Source organism: Rhodococcus sp. GB-02, from assembly GCF_053470465.1.
The window spans coordinates 1,953,174-1,971,024 of record NZ_JBPUKE010000001.1 but is presented as its reverse complement, the minus strand read 5'-3'; the positions used below and the strand labels follow the sequence as shown (position 1 = coordinate 1,971,024).

The following is a 17,851-nucleotide window of genomic DNA, read 5'->3' as shown; positions in this document are numbered from 1 at the left end:
CCGATCAACCCGAAGTCAACAAGAACGCCAATGGACCGAGCGTCACGATCATGCCGACGACCACCGCGATCACAAAACTCGTGATGTCGTCCGTCTTGCGCAGAACCCGCACGACGGCCACCAAGCCGACAATCACGATCAGCGCGAGCACCAACGCCACCCACGGCAGCATGTCCCACAGCTTCTCGAAGCCCTTGAACATCGCGCCGCCGACGATCAGTGCAACAACAACCTGACCGGCAAGCACTGCCCATTCACGGATCGAGTTGCGCTCGCCTGCCTCTTCCGCTGCCGGTTCGGCTTCGACGTCGGACTCCGCGACGGCACTGGACTTTTTTGCACTGTCAGCGACTGCCGGTGCCTTGACCAGATCGACCACGGAGGTCGATTCGGCCTCGCCGGCATCCGCGTCCGCGATCTTGTCGATCAGTTCGGTGCTGTCGTCCGGAGCGGCCGGAGCAGGAGTAGGTGTCTTGACGACGGGAGTAGGGACACGCGGCGGCAGGATCGGCGGACGCAACGACGGCGACTGGTTTGCGGCACGCTCCTGACGCATCAGGTCGCCTGCCAGGGTCTGACCCGACAGCAGTGCCGGTTCCTGCGTTACCTGCGTCGGCGACGAGGAGCCGAGCGGTGCCCGGCTCACCCACTGTCCGGGCGAGGACTTCGAGGTCTGTCCCGGCGACGGTGTGGAAGGCGGCTTCGGGGTGGTGACCGGCGGCGCGGCAACCGGCTTCGATTCAGCCTTGGGTGCCTGCGGGTCGTCATCGTCGTCGTCATCGTCGAACGAGACGGCGAAGGCGGCGGTGCGGTCGGCGGGAACCTTCGGTGCCGGCGCGGTGGGCTTTGCGGTTTCCGCAACAGTCTCGGCCGGCGCGGAAGGTGCAGCGGTTTCAGGTGCTGCGGTTGCCTGCTCGGACGCCGCTGGTTCAGCCGACTCGGGCTCGGCTGCCGCGCGCGATCCCGACTGGCGAACGATCGGGATCTCACCCGTCAGTTCGGCGACGGAGATGCCACCGGCAACGCCGCGCCGACGTCGTCCACCTCGGGATTCGACGCTCTGACCGTTCCGCTTGAGCAGTTCCGCTACGGAAATCTGCTGACTGTCTTCGGTCATCAAGCACTCACCACCAATTCACCGCCCATTTCTGTGTCGAGCTTTCGCAGAATCAGACCCTCACGCAGCGCCCAGGGACAAATTTCCAGTTCGTCCACTCCGAGCGCCCGCATGGTTGCCTCTGCGATGAGCGCGCCGGCCACAATCTGCTGTGACCGATCTGAGCTCACTCCTTCCAATTCTGCACGGTCCGCTGCCGTCATCCTGGATATGAAGGCTATGAGTTGCCTGAGTCCGCTGGAAGTCAGGGTCCGTTTTGCCCGGGGGCCTGCGGCCGAGGGGGCCGCGCCGGTGAGCCGAGCCAACGATCGGAAGGTCTTCGACGTCCCGACCGTGCGGTCCCAGTCGCCTGCGGCACGCAGTTCTTTGGCTGGTCCGACCAACTCCGCGTCGAGCCAGTCACGCAAGACAGCGACCCGGCGCTTGCCCGGCGGATCGGCCTGTAGCCAGTCGCGTGTCAACCGTCCGGCACCGAGTTGCAGTGAGAAGGCGACGTCCGGATCCTCGTCACCACCTGCGGTGAGTTCGAGCGAGCCGCCGCCGATGTCCAGGTTCAGGATGCGTCCGGCGCTCCAGCCGTACCAGCGGCGCACGGCCAGAAAGGTCAAGCGGGCTTCGTCGACCCCGGAGAGAACCTCGAGATTGACTCCGGTTTCCGCGCGAACGCGGGCGAGCACGGCTTCGGAATTGTTGGCGTCACGGACGGCGGAAGTGGCAAAAGCCATCATTTCCTCGCACCCGGACGTCTTGGCGATACCGGCGAATTCGGAGACCGTCGACACCAACCGATCAGCTCCTGACGTGGTGATATCGCCGCGGTCGTCGGTGTTCTCTGCCAGCCTCAACGTGGACTTGGTCGAGCTCATGGGTGTTGGGTGGCCGCCCCGATGGGCGTCCACAACCAATAGATGGACGGTATTGCTTCCGACGTCGAGTACCCCTAGTCGCACATCGCCACGTTACTGGGTCTACCGTCGGCCCTTGTGACAGCAGGTAACCCAGACCGGTCCCACAAGATGACTCCGAGCCCCGAGGTCGATCTCGATTTCCCGCGCGAGTGGGTCGAATTTGTCGATCCGGAGAACTCCGAGCACCTCATTTCCGCTGATATGACGTGGTTGCTCTCGCATTGGACCTGCGTGTTCGGCACGCCGGCGTGTCAGGGCATCATCGGCGACCGCCCGGACGACGGCTGCTGCTCGCACGGCGCTTTCCTCTCCGATCAGGAGGATCAGGACAAGCTCGATGCGTCAGTGAAAATGCTCACAGCCGAAGACTGGCAGTACATGGAAAAGGGTCTCGGCAAGAAGGGCTACGTCGAAGAAGACGACCTCGAGGACGAGCCCGCACTGCGCACCCGCCGCTACAAGGGTGCGTGCATTTTCCAGAACCGGCCGGGTTTTGCGGGCGGTCCCGGCTGCGCGTTTCACTCGATGGCGCTGAGGAAGGGCATCGAGCCGCTCGAGGTGAAGCCGGACGTGTGCTGGCAGCTACCCATCCGCCGCACTCAGGACTGGGTCGACCGGCCGGACGGCGTCCAGATCCTCAAGACCACGATCACCGAGTACGACCGCCGCGGCTGGGGTGAGGGCGGCGACGACCTCGCCTGGTACTGCTCCGGCTCCCCCGACGCTCATGTCGGGGAGCGGCAGGTCTGGCAGTCCTACGGGCCCGAGTTGACGGAGCTTCTCGGAAAGCGCGCGTACGACGAGCTGGCTCGCCTCTGCAGGCGTCGCGCGGGCCTCGGCCTCATAGCGGTCCATCCGGCGACCACGATCGCTCAGAACAAAGCTCAGGGCTGACTCCGCCTGAACAAAAACAATTCAGCCGCTCACACGATCGTGTGAGCGGCTGAATTCTTCTCGACATTTCTTCTCGACGAGGTTCGATCACGCTTCGAGCTTGTAGCCCAATCCGCGGACGGTGACCAGATGTTCCGGCTTGGCCGGATCCGATTCGATCTTCGAACGCAACCGTTTCACGTGTACGTCAAGGGTTTTGGTGTCACCGACGTAGTCGGCTCCCCAGACGCGGTCGATCAACTGTCCGCGGGTCAGCACCCGGCCGGAGTTGCGGAGCAGGTACTCGAGGAGGTCGAACTCCTTGAGCGGCAACGTCACCGGGTTACCTGCGACCTGCACGACGTGACGCTCGACGTCCATCCGTACCGGTCCGGCCTCGAGCACACCGTTGTCGGAGGCGAGGTCTGCCTCGTTCTCCACCCCGCGGCGCAGCACCGCACGGATGCGGGCGATCAGCTCGCGCGCCGAATACGGTTTGGTCACATAGTCGTCCGCACCGAGTTCCAGGCCGACGACCTTGTCGATCTCACTGTCGCGCGCCGTCACCATGATGACGGGAACGCCGGAACGCGACCGCAGCGCCTTGCAGACGTCCGTGCCACTCATGCCGGGCAGCATGAGGTCGAGCAGGACGATGTCCGCTCCGGAGCGATCGAATTCCGCCAACGCCGACGGTCCGTCGTTGACGATGGTGGTCTCGAAGCCTTCCTTGCGGAGCAGGAACGCCAGCGGGTCCGCCAAGGACTCCTCGTCCTCCACGATCAGCACACTCGTCATCGTTTGGCCTCCATGCCGTTTTCTCTACTGCCTTGTTCTCGTCTGCCGATCCGCGTGGAACCGGCGGTTCCCGCGTCGTCAGAGTCGATGTCGTCGTCCGACTCCACGTGTGCCGGTATCTGCAACGTGAAGGTAGACCCTGTTCCCGGTTTGCTCCACAGTTCGATGGAGCCGTTGTGATTGGCCGCGACATGTTTGACGATCGCCAGCCCCAGACCAGTTCCACCGGTCTGCCGTGACCGCGCCTTGTCCACGCGGAAGAATCTCTCGAACACTCGCTCCTGATCCGCTTTCGCGATGCCCTCACCTCGGTCGGTGACCGCGATCGCGACATTGTCGCCTCGCACCGACCGACTGACGGACACCGGAGAACCCTTGGGCGAGTAAGCAATAGCGTTCTCGATGAGGTTGGACAGTGCAGTCACGAGAAGGGTCTGATCCCCGAGCACCTCCAGCCCGCTCGGATGGTCGGTGGTGACGGTGATCCCGGCGGCCTCGGCCGACAGATTCGCCCGCGACAGCGCCTCGGACACCACCGTGTCGACGTCGACCACGTCGAGATCCGGCAGCTTCTCGGCACCTTGCAGACGCGAGAGAGCAATCAACTCGGTGACCATCTTGCCCAGACGAATCGACTCACCGAGTACCCGTTCGCCGAAGTGGCGCACCGACTCCGGATCGTCGGCGGATTCGAGCAGTGCCTCCGCGAGCAAACTCATCGCGCCGACCGGGGTCTTCAGTTCGTGGCTGACGTTCGCGACAAAATCGCGTCGTGTCGCCTCCATGCGGACCTGCTCGGAATCGTCGTCGGCGAACAGAACCACGAAGTTGCGGTCGTCCTTGCTGAGCAGCCGAGCGGTGCCACGAACGGCAATCTTGTCGCGGCCGCGCTGCGCGGTCTGCGCTGTCAGATCCACCTCGACGGTCTGACCTGTCCGCAGGACTTCCTGTGCTGCCCGCCACGCTCGCTCGTCCACCAGACGATTTTTGACCAGGCCGAGTTCTTCGGCGCGAGGGTTGAAGAGAACGACGTCGTGGAAACCGTCGACGACGGCGATGCCGCTTTCCGAAGCCAACACGATGAGGTCGAGGACCTGGGACATCGTGAGCCCGGTCTGTTCGTCGGAGCGCTGACTCTGGCGCGACGACAGCCTTGGCACCAGCACCCCGCCGACGAGGTAGCCGACCAAGCCGGCGACCACGACCAGCAGCACTGCAATCACGACACTCACGGCGCAATCGTACGTTCGCGCGAAGTGTCGGTTACGGCGGGTTCCGACGTTCCCGCCCACGTAATCCGCCAGGTGGACGGCGTTGGTTCGTCGTTCATCTGTTGTTGGCCGAGGCCCCCCGAAAACACTGTTCGGGGGGCCTCGACGCACATCATCGGGTTGCTACTTTCCGCCCTGATTCGCCACCGCGGCGGCGCCGGCAGCGGCGGCCTCCGGATCCAGGTAGGTGCCACCCGGGTTGAGGGGCTTCAGGTTCTCGTCGAGGTCGTAGCGCAGCGGGATGCCGGTCGGGATGTTCAGGCCCGCGATGTCCTCGTCGGAAATGCCGTCGAGGTGCTTGACCAATGCACGCAGCGAGTTGCCGTGCGCGGTGACCAGCACGTTCCGGCCGGCGAGCAGCTCCTGCGAGATGGTGTCCTCCCAGTACGGGATCAGGCGCTTGACGACGTCGAGCAGGCACTCGGTCAAGGGAACCTCGTCGAGGTTCGCGTACCGAGGATCGGTGTCCTGGCTGTACTCGCTGCCGGCTTCGATGGCGGGCGGCGGGGTGTCGTAGCTACGACGCCAGAGCATGAACTGCTCGTTTCCGTACTCTTCCTTGGTCTGAGCCTTGTTCTTGCCCTGGAGAGCGCCGTAGTGGCGCTCGTTGAGGCGCCAGTCGCGAACTACCGGGATCCAGTGGCGATCGGCGGCGTCGAGTGCGAGGTTGGCGGTGCTGATCGCACGGCGGAGGAGAGACGTGTAGAGAACGTCGGGCAACAGGTTGTGCTCGGCGAGCAGTTCGCCGGCGCGCTTGCCTTCGGCCATGCCCTTGTCTGTCAGGTGTACGTCCACCCAGCCGGTGAACAGATTGAGTGCATTCCATTCGCTCTCGCCGTGGCGGAGCAGGACCAGGGTTCCGATACTCATGGCGTTCATCCTGGCACGAGTACCGGAACCCTTCTTGATCAACCCTGTCTGGAAATCAGCTCGAGGCTACTTCCGCAGTTCGCAGATCCTTGCGGAGGATCTTTCCGGCCGCTGATTTCGGCACGGTGCTGATGAACGAAACCTGGCGGACCTTCTTGTGCGGCGAGACACGCTCGGCGACAAACGAGATCACGTCGGCTTCGGTCAACTCGGCGCCGTCCTGGAGAACGACGAATGCCTTCGGTACCTCTTCACCCTCGGCGTCGAGCACACCGATCACGGCGGCGTCGGCGATCTGCGGGTGGGTCAGCAGCAGAGCCTCGAGTTCGGCCGGGGGAACCTGGTAGCCCTTGTACTTGATCAGTTCCTTGAGTCGATCGACGATCTTGACGACGCCGTCGCCGTCGACGGTCGCGATGTCACCGGTGTGCAGGTAACCGTCGTCGTCGAGGGTGTCCTTGGTGGCCTGGTCGTTGCCGAGGTAGCCCACCATGATGTTCGGGCCCTTGCACCACAGTTCACCGGGCTCGCTGACCCCGTCCGTGCCGAGTGCCGGGTACGCGACCTCTTCGCCCGTTCCCGGGTCGACGAGCTTGCATTCCATGTTGGCGATGGTGGGACCGCAGGTGTCGAGTGCGATGTCGTCACGATCGAACGGGATCGCGTGCGAGACGGGGCTCATCTCGGACATCCCGTAGCCCTGGCGGACGTGGCAGTTCAAGCGGTCGGCGACGGCCTTGCCGAGCGCCGCGTCGAGCGGGGCCGCACCGGAGAAGATGGTGTGCACGCTCGAGAGGTCGTACTGGTCGACCAGCGGGTGCTTGGCCAGCGCGACGGCAACCGGCGGCGCGACGAAGATGTACGTCGACTTCTGCTCGGCGACGATCCGCAGGAACTCGACGAGATCGAACTTCGGCATCGTGATGAGGCTCGCACGGCGGTAAAGCGCAGCGTTGAGCAGGACCGTCATGCCGTAGATGTGGAAGAACGGCAGGACCGCGAGGATCTTGTCGTCGGTCTCGATCCCCATCCGCGGGATGATCTGGCAGACGTTGGCCACGAGATTGCGATGGGTGAGCATGACGCCCTTGGGCCGGCCGGTGGTGCCCGAGGAGTACGGCAGCACCGCGAGCTGGGTGGCCGGGTCGAAGGAGATCTCGGGCGCCGCTGCACCCTCGCCGAGCAGATCTCGCAGCGACAGATGGCCTTCGGCGCCGTCGAGCACGAACACGTTCTCAGCGGGGATGCCGACCTGATCGGCGGCTGCCTTGGCCTGCGGCAGCAGCGGCGAGACGGTGAAGAGGAACTTGGCCTTGGAATCGGTGAGCTGCTTGGCGATGTCCTCGGCGGTGTAGAGAGCGTTGATGGTGGTCGCGACACCACCGGCACGAAGGATGCCGTGGAAGACGGATCCGAAGGCCGGGACGTTGGGCGAATGCAACCCGACCACGTCTCCGACGGCCAGTCCGCGCGCTGCGAGAGCGCCTGCAACGCCGTTGATCTGTGCGATCAGCGAAGCGTATGTGGTGACTGCGCCAGAACTGCCCTCGACGAATGCCGTCTTGTCGAGGTCTGCGGGGTCGGTGTTTCCGAACAGAAAGTCGTAGACGCTGAGGTTGGGGATTTCAACGTCGGGGAACGGACTCTTGAAGCTCACTGTGCTCCTCGAAAAGTTGCGCGGCAGGGTGGTGTGTCCAACTTACTGTGACTCACGGGAACAGTATTATTCCGTGACGACAGTCACAAGTAAAGGTCACTTTACGTGACACATCCGCAATGTGTCTCACCCCGCTCTGTCAGCTTTGCGCGGGCTCCTCCTCGATGAGGTGCTTGAACGGTTCGAGATTCGCCAGCGACTCACCTCGCGACACCCGCCACGCCCACTCACGCTTGATCGACGAAGAGAAACCGAGTTCGAGGATGACGTTGAAATCGCCGTCGGCGGCTTCGAGAACCTGACCGAGCACTCGATCGAGTTCATCGCCGGTCACGGCATGCTCGGCGATCTTGCCGACCAGGTAGATGTCCCCGACCTTGTCGAGCGTGTACGCCACCCCGTACAGACGGCGGTTGCGCTTGAGCAAGAACTTGTAGACGCCTTCGAAGTTCTCGTCCACCTTGCGGCACACGAATGCCTCGACCCGCACGCCGTGATTGCCGACGGTGAGCAGAGTCGACGTCTTGAGTTTGTGCTCGCCGGGAAGTTCGACGATGAAATGCGCGTCGTCTTTCCTGGTGAACTCGAGTTCGCGCTCGGTGAGGGCCTGCTCGATAGTGTCCGAAATGCTGCTCATGTACGCACTCCCCCGGTCCGGCGTAGACGCCACAGACCCCGCGCACGGCGGGGCGAGAAGTCGCTGGGACCGGTTCCGTTGTTGTAGTTGACTGCGGCTTTGCGATAGCTCTCGAGTAAACCGTCCGCGGTGTGTTCCCACGAGAAATTCTCGGCGTGACGCGGTGCCTGCGCGGCGAGTTCGGACAAGCGCGTCGGCGTTGTCACCAAAGATTCGAGGGCGCCGGCCCAGTCTTCGGTGCGGTGTCCTTGAACCAGCAGGCCCGTCTCACCGTTGCGTACGGCCACTCCCAGTCCGCCGACGTCGGCGGCGATCACCGGGGTCCCGCAGGCTTGAGCTTCGATGGCGACCAACCCGAAGGACTCCGAATAGCTCGGCACCGCAACCAGATCCGAGGCACGGTAGACATCGGCGAGACGCTCGGGTGCCTGCGGCGGCAAGAACGTCACTTGCGCCGTGATGCCGAGCGAACGTGCCAGTTCGATCAACACGTCCGGCCTCGCGAGACCGGTTCCGGAAGGCCCACCGACAACAAGGATGCGCAGGGGCAAACCGGGCCGGCGGCTGATCACTTCGGCTGCAGCACGCAGCAGCACGTCCGGCGCTTTGAGCGGTTGGATGCGGCCGACGAATGTCACGACCACTTCGCTGGGGTTCAATCCCAACAACGCGCGGGCAGCATCGCGGTCACCTGGTCGATAGCGGGTGAGGTCGGCGCCCGGCGCAACAACGTCGATACGCGTGGGATCTGCGCCGTACAACTCGTGCAGCGCTTTGGCTTCGTCGGTGGTGTTGGCGACCAGCCGATCGGATTCGGCGACAACTTGCTGCTCGCCGATCTGCCGTGCTGCGGGCTCCGGAGTGTCCCCCTCGGCCAGCGAAAGATTCTTCACTGCCGCGAGGGTGTGAGCGGTGTGGACGAGGGGCACGCCCCAACGGTCGCGGGCCAGCCAGCCGACCTGCCCGGACAACCAGTAGTGCGAGTGAATCAGGCTGTAGTACCCGGGTTCGCGTCGCGCTTCCTCCCGCAGAACTCCCGCGACGAAGGCACACAGTTGAGTCGGCAGATCTGCCTTGTCCAGTCCTTCGAAGGGTCCGGCCGCGATGTTGCGAACCCGCACCCCGGGAGCGGCGTCCACGACGGGCGCGTCCGCGGAAGACGTCGCGCGGGTGAATATCTCCACCTCGACGCCACGTTCGGCGAGTTGAATGGCGGATTGCAGAACGTAGACATTCATCCCACCCGCGTCACCGGTGCCGGGTTGCGCCAATGGCGAGGTGTGGACCGAGAGAACGGCCACCCGGCGAGGGCGCGAAATGTGCATGGGCGTCACCACTCCATACTGCCCCCTCACCGGGCGCGAACTCTAACCGAGGCTCGAGATGAAGGTTCGGACTTCGGACACGAATCGTGTCGGATCCTCCACGAACGGGCCGTGATTGCAGCCTTCCCAGTACGACGCCTGCGACTTGGGAATCAATTCCTCGGCGTGCTTACCTGCGCTCACGTCGACGACGGAGTCCTCGGTTCCGTGCAGAACGAGGACCGGGATGTCCAGGTTGCGGAGCAGGTCGTCGTGACCGACGGTACGGTTGAACAACGCTGCGCGCACCCGCGGACGCGTCGAGAGGCTGTACCCGAACAATGCCTGCGACGCTGCGCCCTTGCCCTCGGGTGGGCCGGTGAGCGCGTTGCCGAAAGCGCCGAGTGCCCGGATCGCCTCGCGGGGATCTTCGGACATCGCGCCGGGAACCGCACTCCGCATCGCCGAGCCGACCTTGCCGCCCTTCTCACCGCGCCCGATGCTGGTGATCGCACCGACCAAAACCGCACCCGCCACCGCTCCGGTTCCGTGCGCTGCCAGGTAATCGCAGATCACCAGACCGCCGTACGACCAGCCGAGCAGGATCGCGTTCTCGGTGACGCCTTCGGCAGCGAGAACCGCCGCGACGTCGCCGGCCCAGTTCGCGGAGTCGTCGTATCCGGATTCGGGCGCATCGGAGTAACCGTGGCCGCGCAGATCGACGGCGATCAAGCGGTAGTCCGCTGCCAGGTCCGCGAGGACCTGCTCCCCCCAGCACTGTGACGACTGAGCCCAGCCGTGCAGCAGCACCAGCGGGGTCCCCGCCGAATTTCCGGTTACTCGATAGACGATGGACGTGCCGTCGACGCTGACGGCTTCACGAATAGACATGCCGTCACGATAGAGGCTGCGACTGCGGCGCCGACGGCGAGCATGTAGGCGGAGGAGACGTCGTAGCGGTCGATCAGCTGCCCGGCCAGCGCAGAGCCGAGCGCCACGCCGACGCCCAGACCGGTGACCGTCAGGGTCATTCCCTCCGTGAGCTTTTCCGGTGGGACGATCTGCTCGACCAGGGCTGTCGCGATGATGAGCGTCGGAGCGATGGTCGCGCCGGCCAGGACGTACGCGCCCGCAAGTGCGGCCACGTTTCCGACCAGTAGAAGCGGGACGCTGAGAAGGGCGACCGCGGCGGACGCGATCATCAATTGCCCACGCAGCGATCGCGCCGGGTGCATCGATCCGAAGATCAGTCCCGCGATTCCCGAACCCCCGGCGAACAACGCGAGGACCAGCGTCGCGGAGCCAGGTGAATTCTGTTCCTCGGTGAACGCGATGGCGCCGACGTCGATGACGCCGAAGATCGTTCCGAGCATCACCATGATCACGATGACGATCCACATCACGTGGTTACCGAGTACCGATCGTCCGCGGCCGGGTCGACGCGGATGCACCTTCGGCTCTGTTCCGCGCTGGATGACCAGCAGCAGGGTCCCCGTGACCAGCAGAATCAACCCTGCAAGTGGTCCAGCCTCGGGGAAGAGCCCGATGCTCAAACCCACCGAGATGACCGGGCCCGCCACGAAGCAGAGCTCGTCCACCACCGATTCGAAGGCGAAGGCGGTGCGCAGCTGAGGTTTTCCGACGTAGATCGCGACCCACCTGGCGCGAATCATCGCCCCGATCGTCGGGGTGGCGCCGCCGGGAATTACCAGGACGAAAAGCAGCCAGTCGGGGGCTTCCATCCGGACTGCGAGCAACAGAGCCCCGATCGCGGTGACGCTGACGGCCGCGGCAATCGGCAGGACCGCCCTCTGTCCGAAGCGGTCGACCGCGCGCGAGACTGCGGGCGCGATGATCGCCGACGAGAGCGCAAAAACCGCGGCGAGCGCGCCGGCGAGCGCGTAGTCACCACGAAGTTGCGAGATCATCGTCACGATTCCGATGCCGATCATCGCGATCGGCAGCCTTGCGACAAATCCGGCGGCCGAGAATGCGACCGATCCGGGGGCCGAGAATATCTCGCGGTAGGCGCTCAGCAGGCCTTTGTTGGTGGATTCGCTCATGTCAGCTTCTCGTGCACTGAACTAGGTTCACAGAGCCGAGGCCGACTCGACAAATCGTTTTCACTGTGCGCTCGGGTTGACCTGTCGGTAACTTGCCTTACGATTGCGCGAATGAGTGTCCTGGTGTGTTTCCACGCCCATCCCGATGACGAAGTTTTCACTACGGGCGGCGTGATGAGAATGGCCGCCGACGCAGGTCACCGCGTCGTAGTCGTCACCGCTACCGACGGTGCTCTCGGTGAATTCCCCGACGGACTGTTGGACGAATATGAGACGTTGGCTCAGCGCCGCAGCCGTGAGCTCGAGGCGTCCACCGACGCGTTGGGCGCCAATCGCGTCGTGTCCCTGCACTACCCGGATTCGGGGATGGTGGGTACGCCCGAGAACGAGAATCCGGAAGCGTTCTGCAACGTCGACGTCGAGAAGGCAGCCGAGCGTCTGGCCGAGGTTCTTCGTGAGGAGAACGCCGATGTCCTGACTATCTACGACCCCAACGGCGGATACGGGCACCCGGATCACATCCAGGTTCACCACGTCGGAGTTCGGGCTGCGGAACTCGCGGGCACGCCGTTCGTTTACGAAGCGTCCACCAACCGCGATCACATGAAGATGCTGATGCAGGCCAACCCCGAGTGGACCGAGGAGGCGCAGCCGCCGGATATCGAATCGTTCGGGCTTCCGGCAGACCAACTCACCACCGCCGTCGATGTCAGTTCGGTGATCTCGTCCAAGCGTGCGGCCATGCACGCGCACGCAACGCAGGTCGGCGATTTCGGCCCGTTCCTGGAAATGCCGACGGAGCAACTCGCCGCGGCATTCGGTACCGAGTGGTTCCGGCGCCGAAACGCGCCGGAGGGGCTGTCGGAAACCGCCCTTCCCCTCTGAGTCTTCACCTTCGATAAACCGAAGTCCCGACGCAGGTTTCGGCGGCTCGTTACCATCGGTAGGCATGGACCTCGAACAACTTGTCGCGAGCATGCCTTTTGCAGTTCACACCGGAATTCAGTTGGACAGCGCGGCACCCGAACAGGTTGTCGGCCATCTGGATTGGGACAGCCACCGCACCACCGCCGGCAACGGAATGCACGGCGGCGCCTTGATGACGCTGGCAGACAGCGTCGGCGCCGTCTGTGCATTCCTCAATCTTCCGCCCGGCGCAAGTACGTCCACCACCAGTTCGTCGACCGTGTTCACCCGTGGGGTTCGCAAAGGCACGGTCACCGCAACTGCCCGTCCATTGCACGCGGGGCGCAGCACCGTCGCGGTCGTGACCGAGATTCGTGACGACGAGGGCCGCCTCGTCGCTCAGGTCACCGCATCGCAGGCAGTTCTGGGACCGTGAAGCTTCCCTCGTACCGCGCCTCCGGTGCCACCCTTCCGTTCGGCAATCTGCTTGCCTCCCATGACGTTGCGATGGAGGGTTACTTCTGGCGATTCACGATGCCGGAGACCGGACGGGTGGTGATTGCGCTCGCCGGAATCAACAAGTCCGACGGTGGCAACTGGTCGACGCTCGGTCTCGCGGCGCATCCGGGCGGATTCCTCCGGACCGCCGAGTACCCGGGTGGATCGGCCGATCCCCGCATCCTGGGCGCTCACGCCGACAACGCTTTCTGTGGCAACGCCGATCAACTGCAGGTCGATTTCGGCGACAGCCATCTCGATGTGCGGATCAGTAATCAGCGATTCTGGCCGCACCGCCGCTTCGGCGGATCGAGCTACTTCCAATCTGTTCCCGCGCTCAATCAGTACTGGCATCCGTGGCTTCTCGGCGGCCGGGTCGAGGGAAGCGCCGTCATCGACGGGCACAGCTGGGATCTCACCGGAGCACAGGTGTACGGCGAGAAGAACTGGGGAAAGGGAGGATTCCCGGAATCCTGGTGGTGGGGGCAGGCCCAGGGATTCACCGATCCACGGGCCTGCGTGGCGTTCGCCGGCGGCCAGGTCAGCGCCGGGCCTCTGCGCACCGAAGTCACCGCCGTGGTAGTCGCCTTGCCAGACGGCACGGTGTTGCGGTTGGGCAATCCGCTGACGTCACAGGTGGAGACGACCGTGTCCGACGATCGCTGGACGCTTCGGGGTTATAGCCGAAAGTGGAGCGTCGACATCGACGGGACCGCGCCCATCGCCGACGCGCACATACTTCCGGTACCCATTCCTGCCGAGCGTCGAAACGTACCCGGAGCGCTCGAGCATCTCGGTGGAACCATGTCGGTTATCGTCCGGCGACGCGGCACCATAGTCTGGAAGGACCGATCACGATTGGCCGCTCTCGAGCACGGCGGATTGGATCGGGCGCAGGCCGAACTCACTCGGAGGGAACAGCTCTCGCAAGATCGATGAGAGCGGATGCCGCCGGGTTCTTGCCGCCCGACGAACGCCAGACCAATTCCAACCGAGATCGAGCTTCAGGCTCGAGATCGATCCGATGCAACTCCCCTACCGCCGACTCGGGAAGCACAGCCATTCCCAGCCCCTGTGCGGCCAACGAAACGATGATGCCGAGGTTGCTTGCCTCGAGCGCAACCGTCGGCTTCGTGCCGGCCGCGGCGCACGCGAAGTCCAGACACGTCCTGATACCGGTTCCCTCCGGAAGACAGATGACCGATCGTATGGCGAGTTCGGCAAACGGCAGAGACGACAACTCGGCCAGCGGATGATCCGCCGCCACTCCGGCCACCAGTCGTTCGTCGGTGATCACCCTCGATTCGAGGCCTTCCGGTAGCTCACCCGCAACCCCGATGACGGCTATGTCGAAGGTTCCGTCCACCACTCCGGCAAGCAGGCTGCGCGAATCGTCCTCGGCAAGCGAAATGTCCAAACCTGGGTGCCTGGTGTGTAGACGACTGAGCAGATCGGTCAGATCGGCGGAAGCGCAGGCGGTGACCATCCCGACCGAAACGGAGCCCCGAACCAGTCCGTTCAGGGCGTCGACAACGTCGCGACTGCTTTGCACGGAAGCAAGTGCAGCGCGGGCGTGTGGGAGGACGGCTCGCCCGGCGTCGGTCAGACGAACGGTTCGACCACTACGATCGAGCAACTCTTGCCCCAGCTCGCGTTCCAGTCTTTTGACCTGCGCACTCACACCCGGCTGGGCCACGTGAAGCCGCTCGGCGGCGCGGGTGAAATTGGCTTCCTCCGCTACCGCGACGAAGTATTCGAGCTGCCGAAGTTCCATAACTGTTGATTCTAGCTTTGAGACAAACTAGATCTTGGACTTATCGAAACTGTGCTTGCACGATGGAAGCATGACAACAACACATGAAGTTCAGAGGGCCGCAACCCCCGAAGACATTGCCCGACTCTTCGTCCAGTTCGCGAACGCCGGAAACGCAGACGCTGTCGCCGGACTGTACGAGGAAAACGCTGTGATGGCGTTTCCACCCGGATCCCTCACGATCGGCCGTCAGGCTATCCGCGAAGTGATTTCTCAGATGCTCGCAGCGGCACCGACATTCACCGTCGAAGACGCCCTACCGACCGTGATCAGCGATGACCTCGCCATGACCTCGACCAAACCTTCCGACGGAACCGGCGGACGCACACAGGTGGCGCGCCGCCAGCCCGACGGTTCATGGTTGAGGGTGCTCGATCGACCGGAACTCTGACTGCCTTCTTCGCAGTCAGACAGCCGACGCACGCCGCATGGCCGCCGCCGGGTCGGCGAACAGCGAGCTCAGTGACACGACCGTCGAGGCGTATTCCTGAACGCGATTGCCGAAACCGGTGATACGAATGTCCTTGCGCTCCAAGGAGGATGCCGACGAGAAAGCCTCGGCGACGTGCGGCACGCCGGCCGGGTAGTCGGTGAACGCCTGACCACCGAGGATCACCCGATCCGGGTTGAACAGGTCACGCAACATCGCCACTGTCCGGCCGAGCACGCGCGCCCGGTCGACCAGAAGTTCGTGGGCCGGAATGGAACCCGCCGACGCAGCACGATAGACATCGGCGATCGTGACACGCTCACTGCCCTGGATCACTGCGCCCGAAGACAGCGCCTGCGCGACGACCGCGCGGTCGCTGATCGTCGCTTCCAAGCAACCCACCGCGCCGCAGGTGCACCGCGCCGACGAGCCGGTGGGGAGGTGCGCGATCGAACCGGGCCCGCTGGACGGGGTGCGCACTCGTCCTTCGAAAGTGATTGCGATACCGGCGGTTTCACGGGCGTAGAAGTACAGACCGGTGGTTCCCGGCGTCGGAGCCTCGGCGCGGTCGTTACTGAGCAGAAGTTCCGACGCGGCCATCGCCTCGACGTGTGCGGCAACCGAAACGGGGAGGTCCAAGCCGGCCCCGATGATGGACCCGACCTTGGCGCCCTTCCACCCCAGACGCGGGTGATCGACTACTCCGGTCGCTGAATCGACGCGACCGCCGATTGCCACGCCGACGGCGAGCGGGCGGCGCTTGTGCCACCGTGAGGCAAACGATTTGGCCGACCGCGCAATGGTGGCAAGTGCGACAGCGGAATTGGTGGCGGGCGTCGGAATCTCGACGGCGCCGAGCACCTTGCCACGAATGTCGCTGGCGATGATGCTGGTGACTACGGCACCGATGTGGATGCCGACGGTCAGGTACGGCTCGTGATTGACCTCGAACGGAACCCGCGGACGCCCGATTGCTCCGGAGGCCGTCAGGTCTGCGCGTTCGCGCAGGATCCCGAGGTCCAGCAGGCTCGTAACCTGCCGGTTCACTGTGGCGATGCTCAGTCCTGATGCCTTTGCCGCGGTGTCACGTGAGAGCGGCCCGCGGGATCGAGCAATGCGCAACACCGTCGCGGACGGACCGTCGGCAATGCGCAGTTCGGGCGCAACTATCTGGGTACGGGTCCGGGTTCCCGATAGCGCGGTTCGCGATCGGATGTTCGGAATGGCGGAGATTGTGGGTGTCGACATGGCTGTCCCTTGCAGAAGGAGGAGAAGGCGCATATCTCTGTCGACCGAGAATCAGCGTTTCCACTGGTCACACGAAGAAATAGACAGAAAAGGCGCAGAAATTAGCTGCAGAAAGAACGGCGGCGACAACACAGCTCTCGCGCCAGAGGCAGACGCGAACCAAGCGCAGCGGTCACATAGGTGACCCGCAAAGCGGCAGGCTGGTCGGTCGACATGGCTCCAAAAGTAGCAGCTTCAGGGAGATTCACAAATCAGGTGCGGTAACGATCACACTGAACGCAACCCTGTCGGGGCGAAATCTCGCGTGTTTGGGTGGGCACACTCCCCACGAAAGGTGCACCATGTCTACAGCTTTCGCCAAGCCGACCCTCACGAATGCGGCATCAACGAACGGAGCGGCCGTTGACGCCGCTCGCGGCACTGTCACCACCCTCGGCGCGCATATCGGCGCCCGAATCGACGGAATCACTCTCGGCGGGCATCTCGACCCGGCGACGATCTCGCTCATCCGACAGGCACTTCTCGAACACAAGGTGATCTTCTTCCGCGGGCAAGACCACCTCGACAACGATTCGCAGTACGAGTTCGCCCAGCTGCTGGGCACCCCGACCACTGCCCACCCCACGGTGAAGTCGCACGGCGCAAAAGTCCTCCCCATCGATTCGGACCTCGGCAAGGCCAACAGTTGGCACACCGACGTCACCTTCGTCGATCGCATCCCCAAGGCGTCGATCCTGCGCGCGGTGCAGCTACCCGAATACGGCGGTTCCACGACGTGGGCGTCAGGGGTAGCCGCGTACAACGGACTGCCGGATCCGCTCAAGGTGCTCGCGGAGAACCTCTGGGCTCGCCACACGAACGTCTACGACTACGCGGCCACCAGCGCCGAGCGGCTCACCGAAGATCGCACGGCCGCCTACCGCGAAGAGTTCCAGTCCACGTACTTCGAGACGGAACACCCAGTGGTTCGTGTCCACCCCGAAACCGGAGAACGCACGCTCGTCCTCGGACACTTTGTCAAGAACTTCGTCGGGTTGAGCACCGAACAGTCGAACGGTGTATTCAAGCTCCTGCAGGATCACGCCATCAAACTCGAGTACACGACGCGCTGGAACTGGGCGGCCGGTGATGTCGCCATCTGGGACAACCGCGCCACCCAGCACTACGCGATCGCCGACTACGACGATCAGTACCGCCGTCTGGAGCGCATCACACTTGCCGGTGACATTCCGGTCAACATCCACGGGGAACGAAGCAGCAGCATCGCCGGCGACGCCTCCGAATACTCGATTATCGAAGGTGCCTCGACTCTCCCATGACTTCACCGGATTCCGCCCTTCCTCCGCATTCCCGCGGTTGCGAAGGCTTCAAGGGCCGAATCGGCCGCACCGCAGCCGATTCGGCCCCGACTCCCCGATCACTCTGCGCGCCGTCACCTACACACCCGGTCGGATACAA

18 protein-coding genes are annotated in these 17,851 nt (G+C 64.0%); 6 read left to right on the top strand and 12 right to left on the bottom strand.

Going from position 1 to position 17,851, the window contains the following annotated elements; translation table 11 throughout:
* Window positions 1–4: 4 nt before the first annotated feature.
* Together ACSW29_RS09430 and ACSW29_RS09425 are read right to left on the bottom strand one after the other, a co-directional pair.
* Window positions 5–1,117: a hypothetical protein gene (locus ACSW29_RS09430; protein ID WP_317825112.1), complete on the bottom strand. Its 1,113-nt coding sequence runs from the start codon at window positions 1,115–1,117 to the stop codon at window positions 5–7.
* Window positions 1,117–2,067, bottom strand: a complete 951-nt coding sequence (locus tag ACSW29_RS09425) for a Ppx/GppA phosphatase family protein (RefSeq protein WP_003941975.1) — start codon at window positions 2,065–2,067, stop codon at window positions 1,117–1,119. Before ACSW29_RS09425 ends, ACSW29_RS09430 begins: the two co-directional genes overlap by 1 nt.
* A 66-nt stretch (window positions 2,068–2,133) precedes the next feature.
* On the opposite strand from ACSW29_RS09425, the gene ACSW29_RS09420 reads away from it, so the two are divergent.
* Window positions 2,134–2,919 carry a hypothetical protein gene (locus ACSW29_RS09420; RefSeq protein WP_448277117.1) on the top strand — a complete coding sequence of 262 codons (786 nt, stop codon included), beginning with the start codon at window positions 2,134–2,136 and terminating at the stop codon, window positions 2,917–2,919.
* Between the two features lie 87 nt (window positions 2,920–3,006).
* On the opposite strand, the gene ACSW29_RS09415 is transcribed toward ACSW29_RS09420, so the two are convergent.
* The 8 genes from ACSW29_RS09415 to ACSW29_RS09380 all read right to left on the bottom strand — a co-directional run bounded on the left by ACSW29_RS09415 (window position 3,007) and on the right by ACSW29_RS09380 (window position 11,498).
* Entirely contained in the window at window positions 3,007–3,696 is a 690-nt protein-coding gene (locus ACSW29_RS09415) for a response regulator transcription factor (RefSeq protein ID WP_003942020.1), read from the bottom strand.
* The gene (locus ACSW29_RS09410; protein ID WP_230816924.1) at window positions 3,693–4,928 is read right to left on the bottom strand and encodes a sensor histidine kinase; all 1,236 of its coding nucleotides are present in this window, start codon (window positions 4,926–4,928) and stop codon (window positions 3,693–3,695) included. The genes ACSW29_RS09415 and ACSW29_RS09410 overlap by 4 nt, the downstream gene beginning before the upstream one ends.
* 162 nt (window positions 4,929–5,090) lie before the next feature.
* Entirely contained in the window at window positions 5,091–5,846 is a 756-nt protein-coding gene (locus ACSW29_RS09405) for a phosphoglyceromutase (protein WP_003941992.1), read from the bottom strand.
* Window positions 5,847–5,892: 46 nt separating this feature from the next.
* Window positions 5,893–7,494, bottom strand: coding sequence for an AMP-binding protein (locus ACSW29_RS09400; RefSeq protein WP_448277116.1), 1,602 nt, complete (start codon window positions 7,492–7,494; stop codon window positions 5,893–5,895).
* Between the two features lie 139 nt (window positions 7,495–7,633).
* The gene (locus tag ACSW29_RS09395; RefSeq protein ID WP_003941943.1) at window positions 7,634–8,131 is read right to left on the bottom strand and encodes a type III secretion system chaperone family protein; all 498 of its coding nucleotides are present in this window, start codon (window positions 8,129–8,131) and stop codon (window positions 7,634–7,636) included.
* Entirely contained in the window at window positions 8,128–9,456 is a 1,329-nt protein-coding gene (mshA, locus tag ACSW29_RS09390) for a D-inositol-3-phosphate glycosyltransferase (protein WP_448277115.1), read from the bottom strand. Before mshA ends, ACSW29_RS09395 begins: the two co-directional genes overlap by 4 nt.
* Before the next feature lie 42 nt (window positions 9,457–9,498).
* The gene (locus ACSW29_RS09385; RefSeq protein ID WP_448277114.1) at window positions 9,499–10,326 is read right to left on the bottom strand and encodes an alpha/beta fold hydrolase; all 828 of its coding nucleotides are present in this window, start codon (window positions 10,324–10,326) and stop codon (window positions 9,499–9,501) included.
* Window positions 10,272–11,498 carry an MFS transporter gene (locus ACSW29_RS09380; protein ID WP_230816921.1) on the bottom strand — a complete coding sequence of 409 codons (1,227 nt, stop codon included), beginning with the start codon at window positions 11,496–11,498 and terminating at the stop codon, window positions 10,272–10,274. Before ACSW29_RS09380 ends, ACSW29_RS09385 begins: the two co-directional genes overlap by 55 nt.
* A 111-nt stretch (window positions 11,499–11,609) precedes the next feature.
* On the opposite strand from ACSW29_RS09380, the gene ACSW29_RS09375 reads away from it, so the two are divergent.
* The 3 genes from ACSW29_RS09375 to ACSW29_RS09365 all read left to right on the top strand — a co-directional run bounded on the left by ACSW29_RS09375 (window position 11,610) and on the right by ACSW29_RS09365 (window position 13,841).
* Complete coding sequence (locus ACSW29_RS09375; RefSeq protein ID WP_230816920.1) at window positions 11,610–12,383, top strand: PIG-L family deacetylase; 774 nt, start codon at window positions 11,610–11,612, stop codon at window positions 12,381–12,383.
* Window positions 12,384–12,447: 64 nt separating this feature from the next.
* Window positions 12,448–12,840, top strand: a complete 393-nt coding sequence (locus tag ACSW29_RS09370; RefSeq protein ID WP_003942017.1) for a PaaI family thioesterase — start codon at window positions 12,448–12,450, stop codon at window positions 12,838–12,840.
* The gene (locus tag ACSW29_RS09365) at window positions 12,837–13,841 is read left to right on the top strand and encodes a tocopherol cyclase family protein (protein ID WP_347871476.1); all 1,005 of its coding nucleotides are present in this window, start codon (window positions 12,837–12,839) and stop codon (window positions 13,839–13,841) included. The genes ACSW29_RS09370 and ACSW29_RS09365 overlap by 4 nt, the downstream gene beginning before the upstream one ends.
* On the opposite strand, the gene ACSW29_RS09360 is transcribed toward ACSW29_RS09365, so the two are convergent.
* Window positions 13,807–14,676, bottom strand: a complete 870-nt coding sequence (locus ACSW29_RS09360) for a LysR family transcriptional regulator (protein WP_317825105.1) — start codon at window positions 14,674–14,676, stop codon at window positions 13,807–13,809. The genes ACSW29_RS09365 and ACSW29_RS09360 overlap by 35 nt on opposite strands.
* Before the next feature lie 70 nt (window positions 14,677–14,746).
* Here ACSW29_RS09360 and ACSW29_RS09355 point away from each other — a divergent pair, with 70 nt between their 5' ends.
* A complete protein-coding gene (locus tag ACSW29_RS09355) occupies window positions 14,747–15,106 on the top strand; it encodes a YybH family protein (protein ID WP_230816916.1) in 360 nt (119 codons plus the stop codon).
* Window positions 15,107–15,121: 15 nt separating this feature from the next.
* Here ACSW29_RS09355 and ACSW29_RS09350 read toward each other — a convergent pair whose 3' ends face one another.
* Window positions 15,122–16,393 carry an ROK family protein gene (locus ACSW29_RS09350; protein ID WP_448277113.1) on the bottom strand — a complete coding sequence of 424 codons (1,272 nt, stop codon included), beginning with the start codon at window positions 16,391–16,393 and terminating at the stop codon, window positions 15,122–15,124.
* Between the two features lie 341 nt (window positions 16,394–16,734).
* Here ACSW29_RS09350 and ACSW29_RS09345 point away from each other — a divergent pair, with 341 nt between their 5' ends.
* Window positions 16,735–17,712, top strand: coding sequence for a TauD/TfdA dioxygenase family protein (locus ACSW29_RS09345; RefSeq protein WP_317825103.1), 978 nt, complete (start codon window positions 16,735–16,737; stop codon window positions 17,710–17,712).
* Window positions 17,713–17,851: the final 139 nt, after the last annotated feature.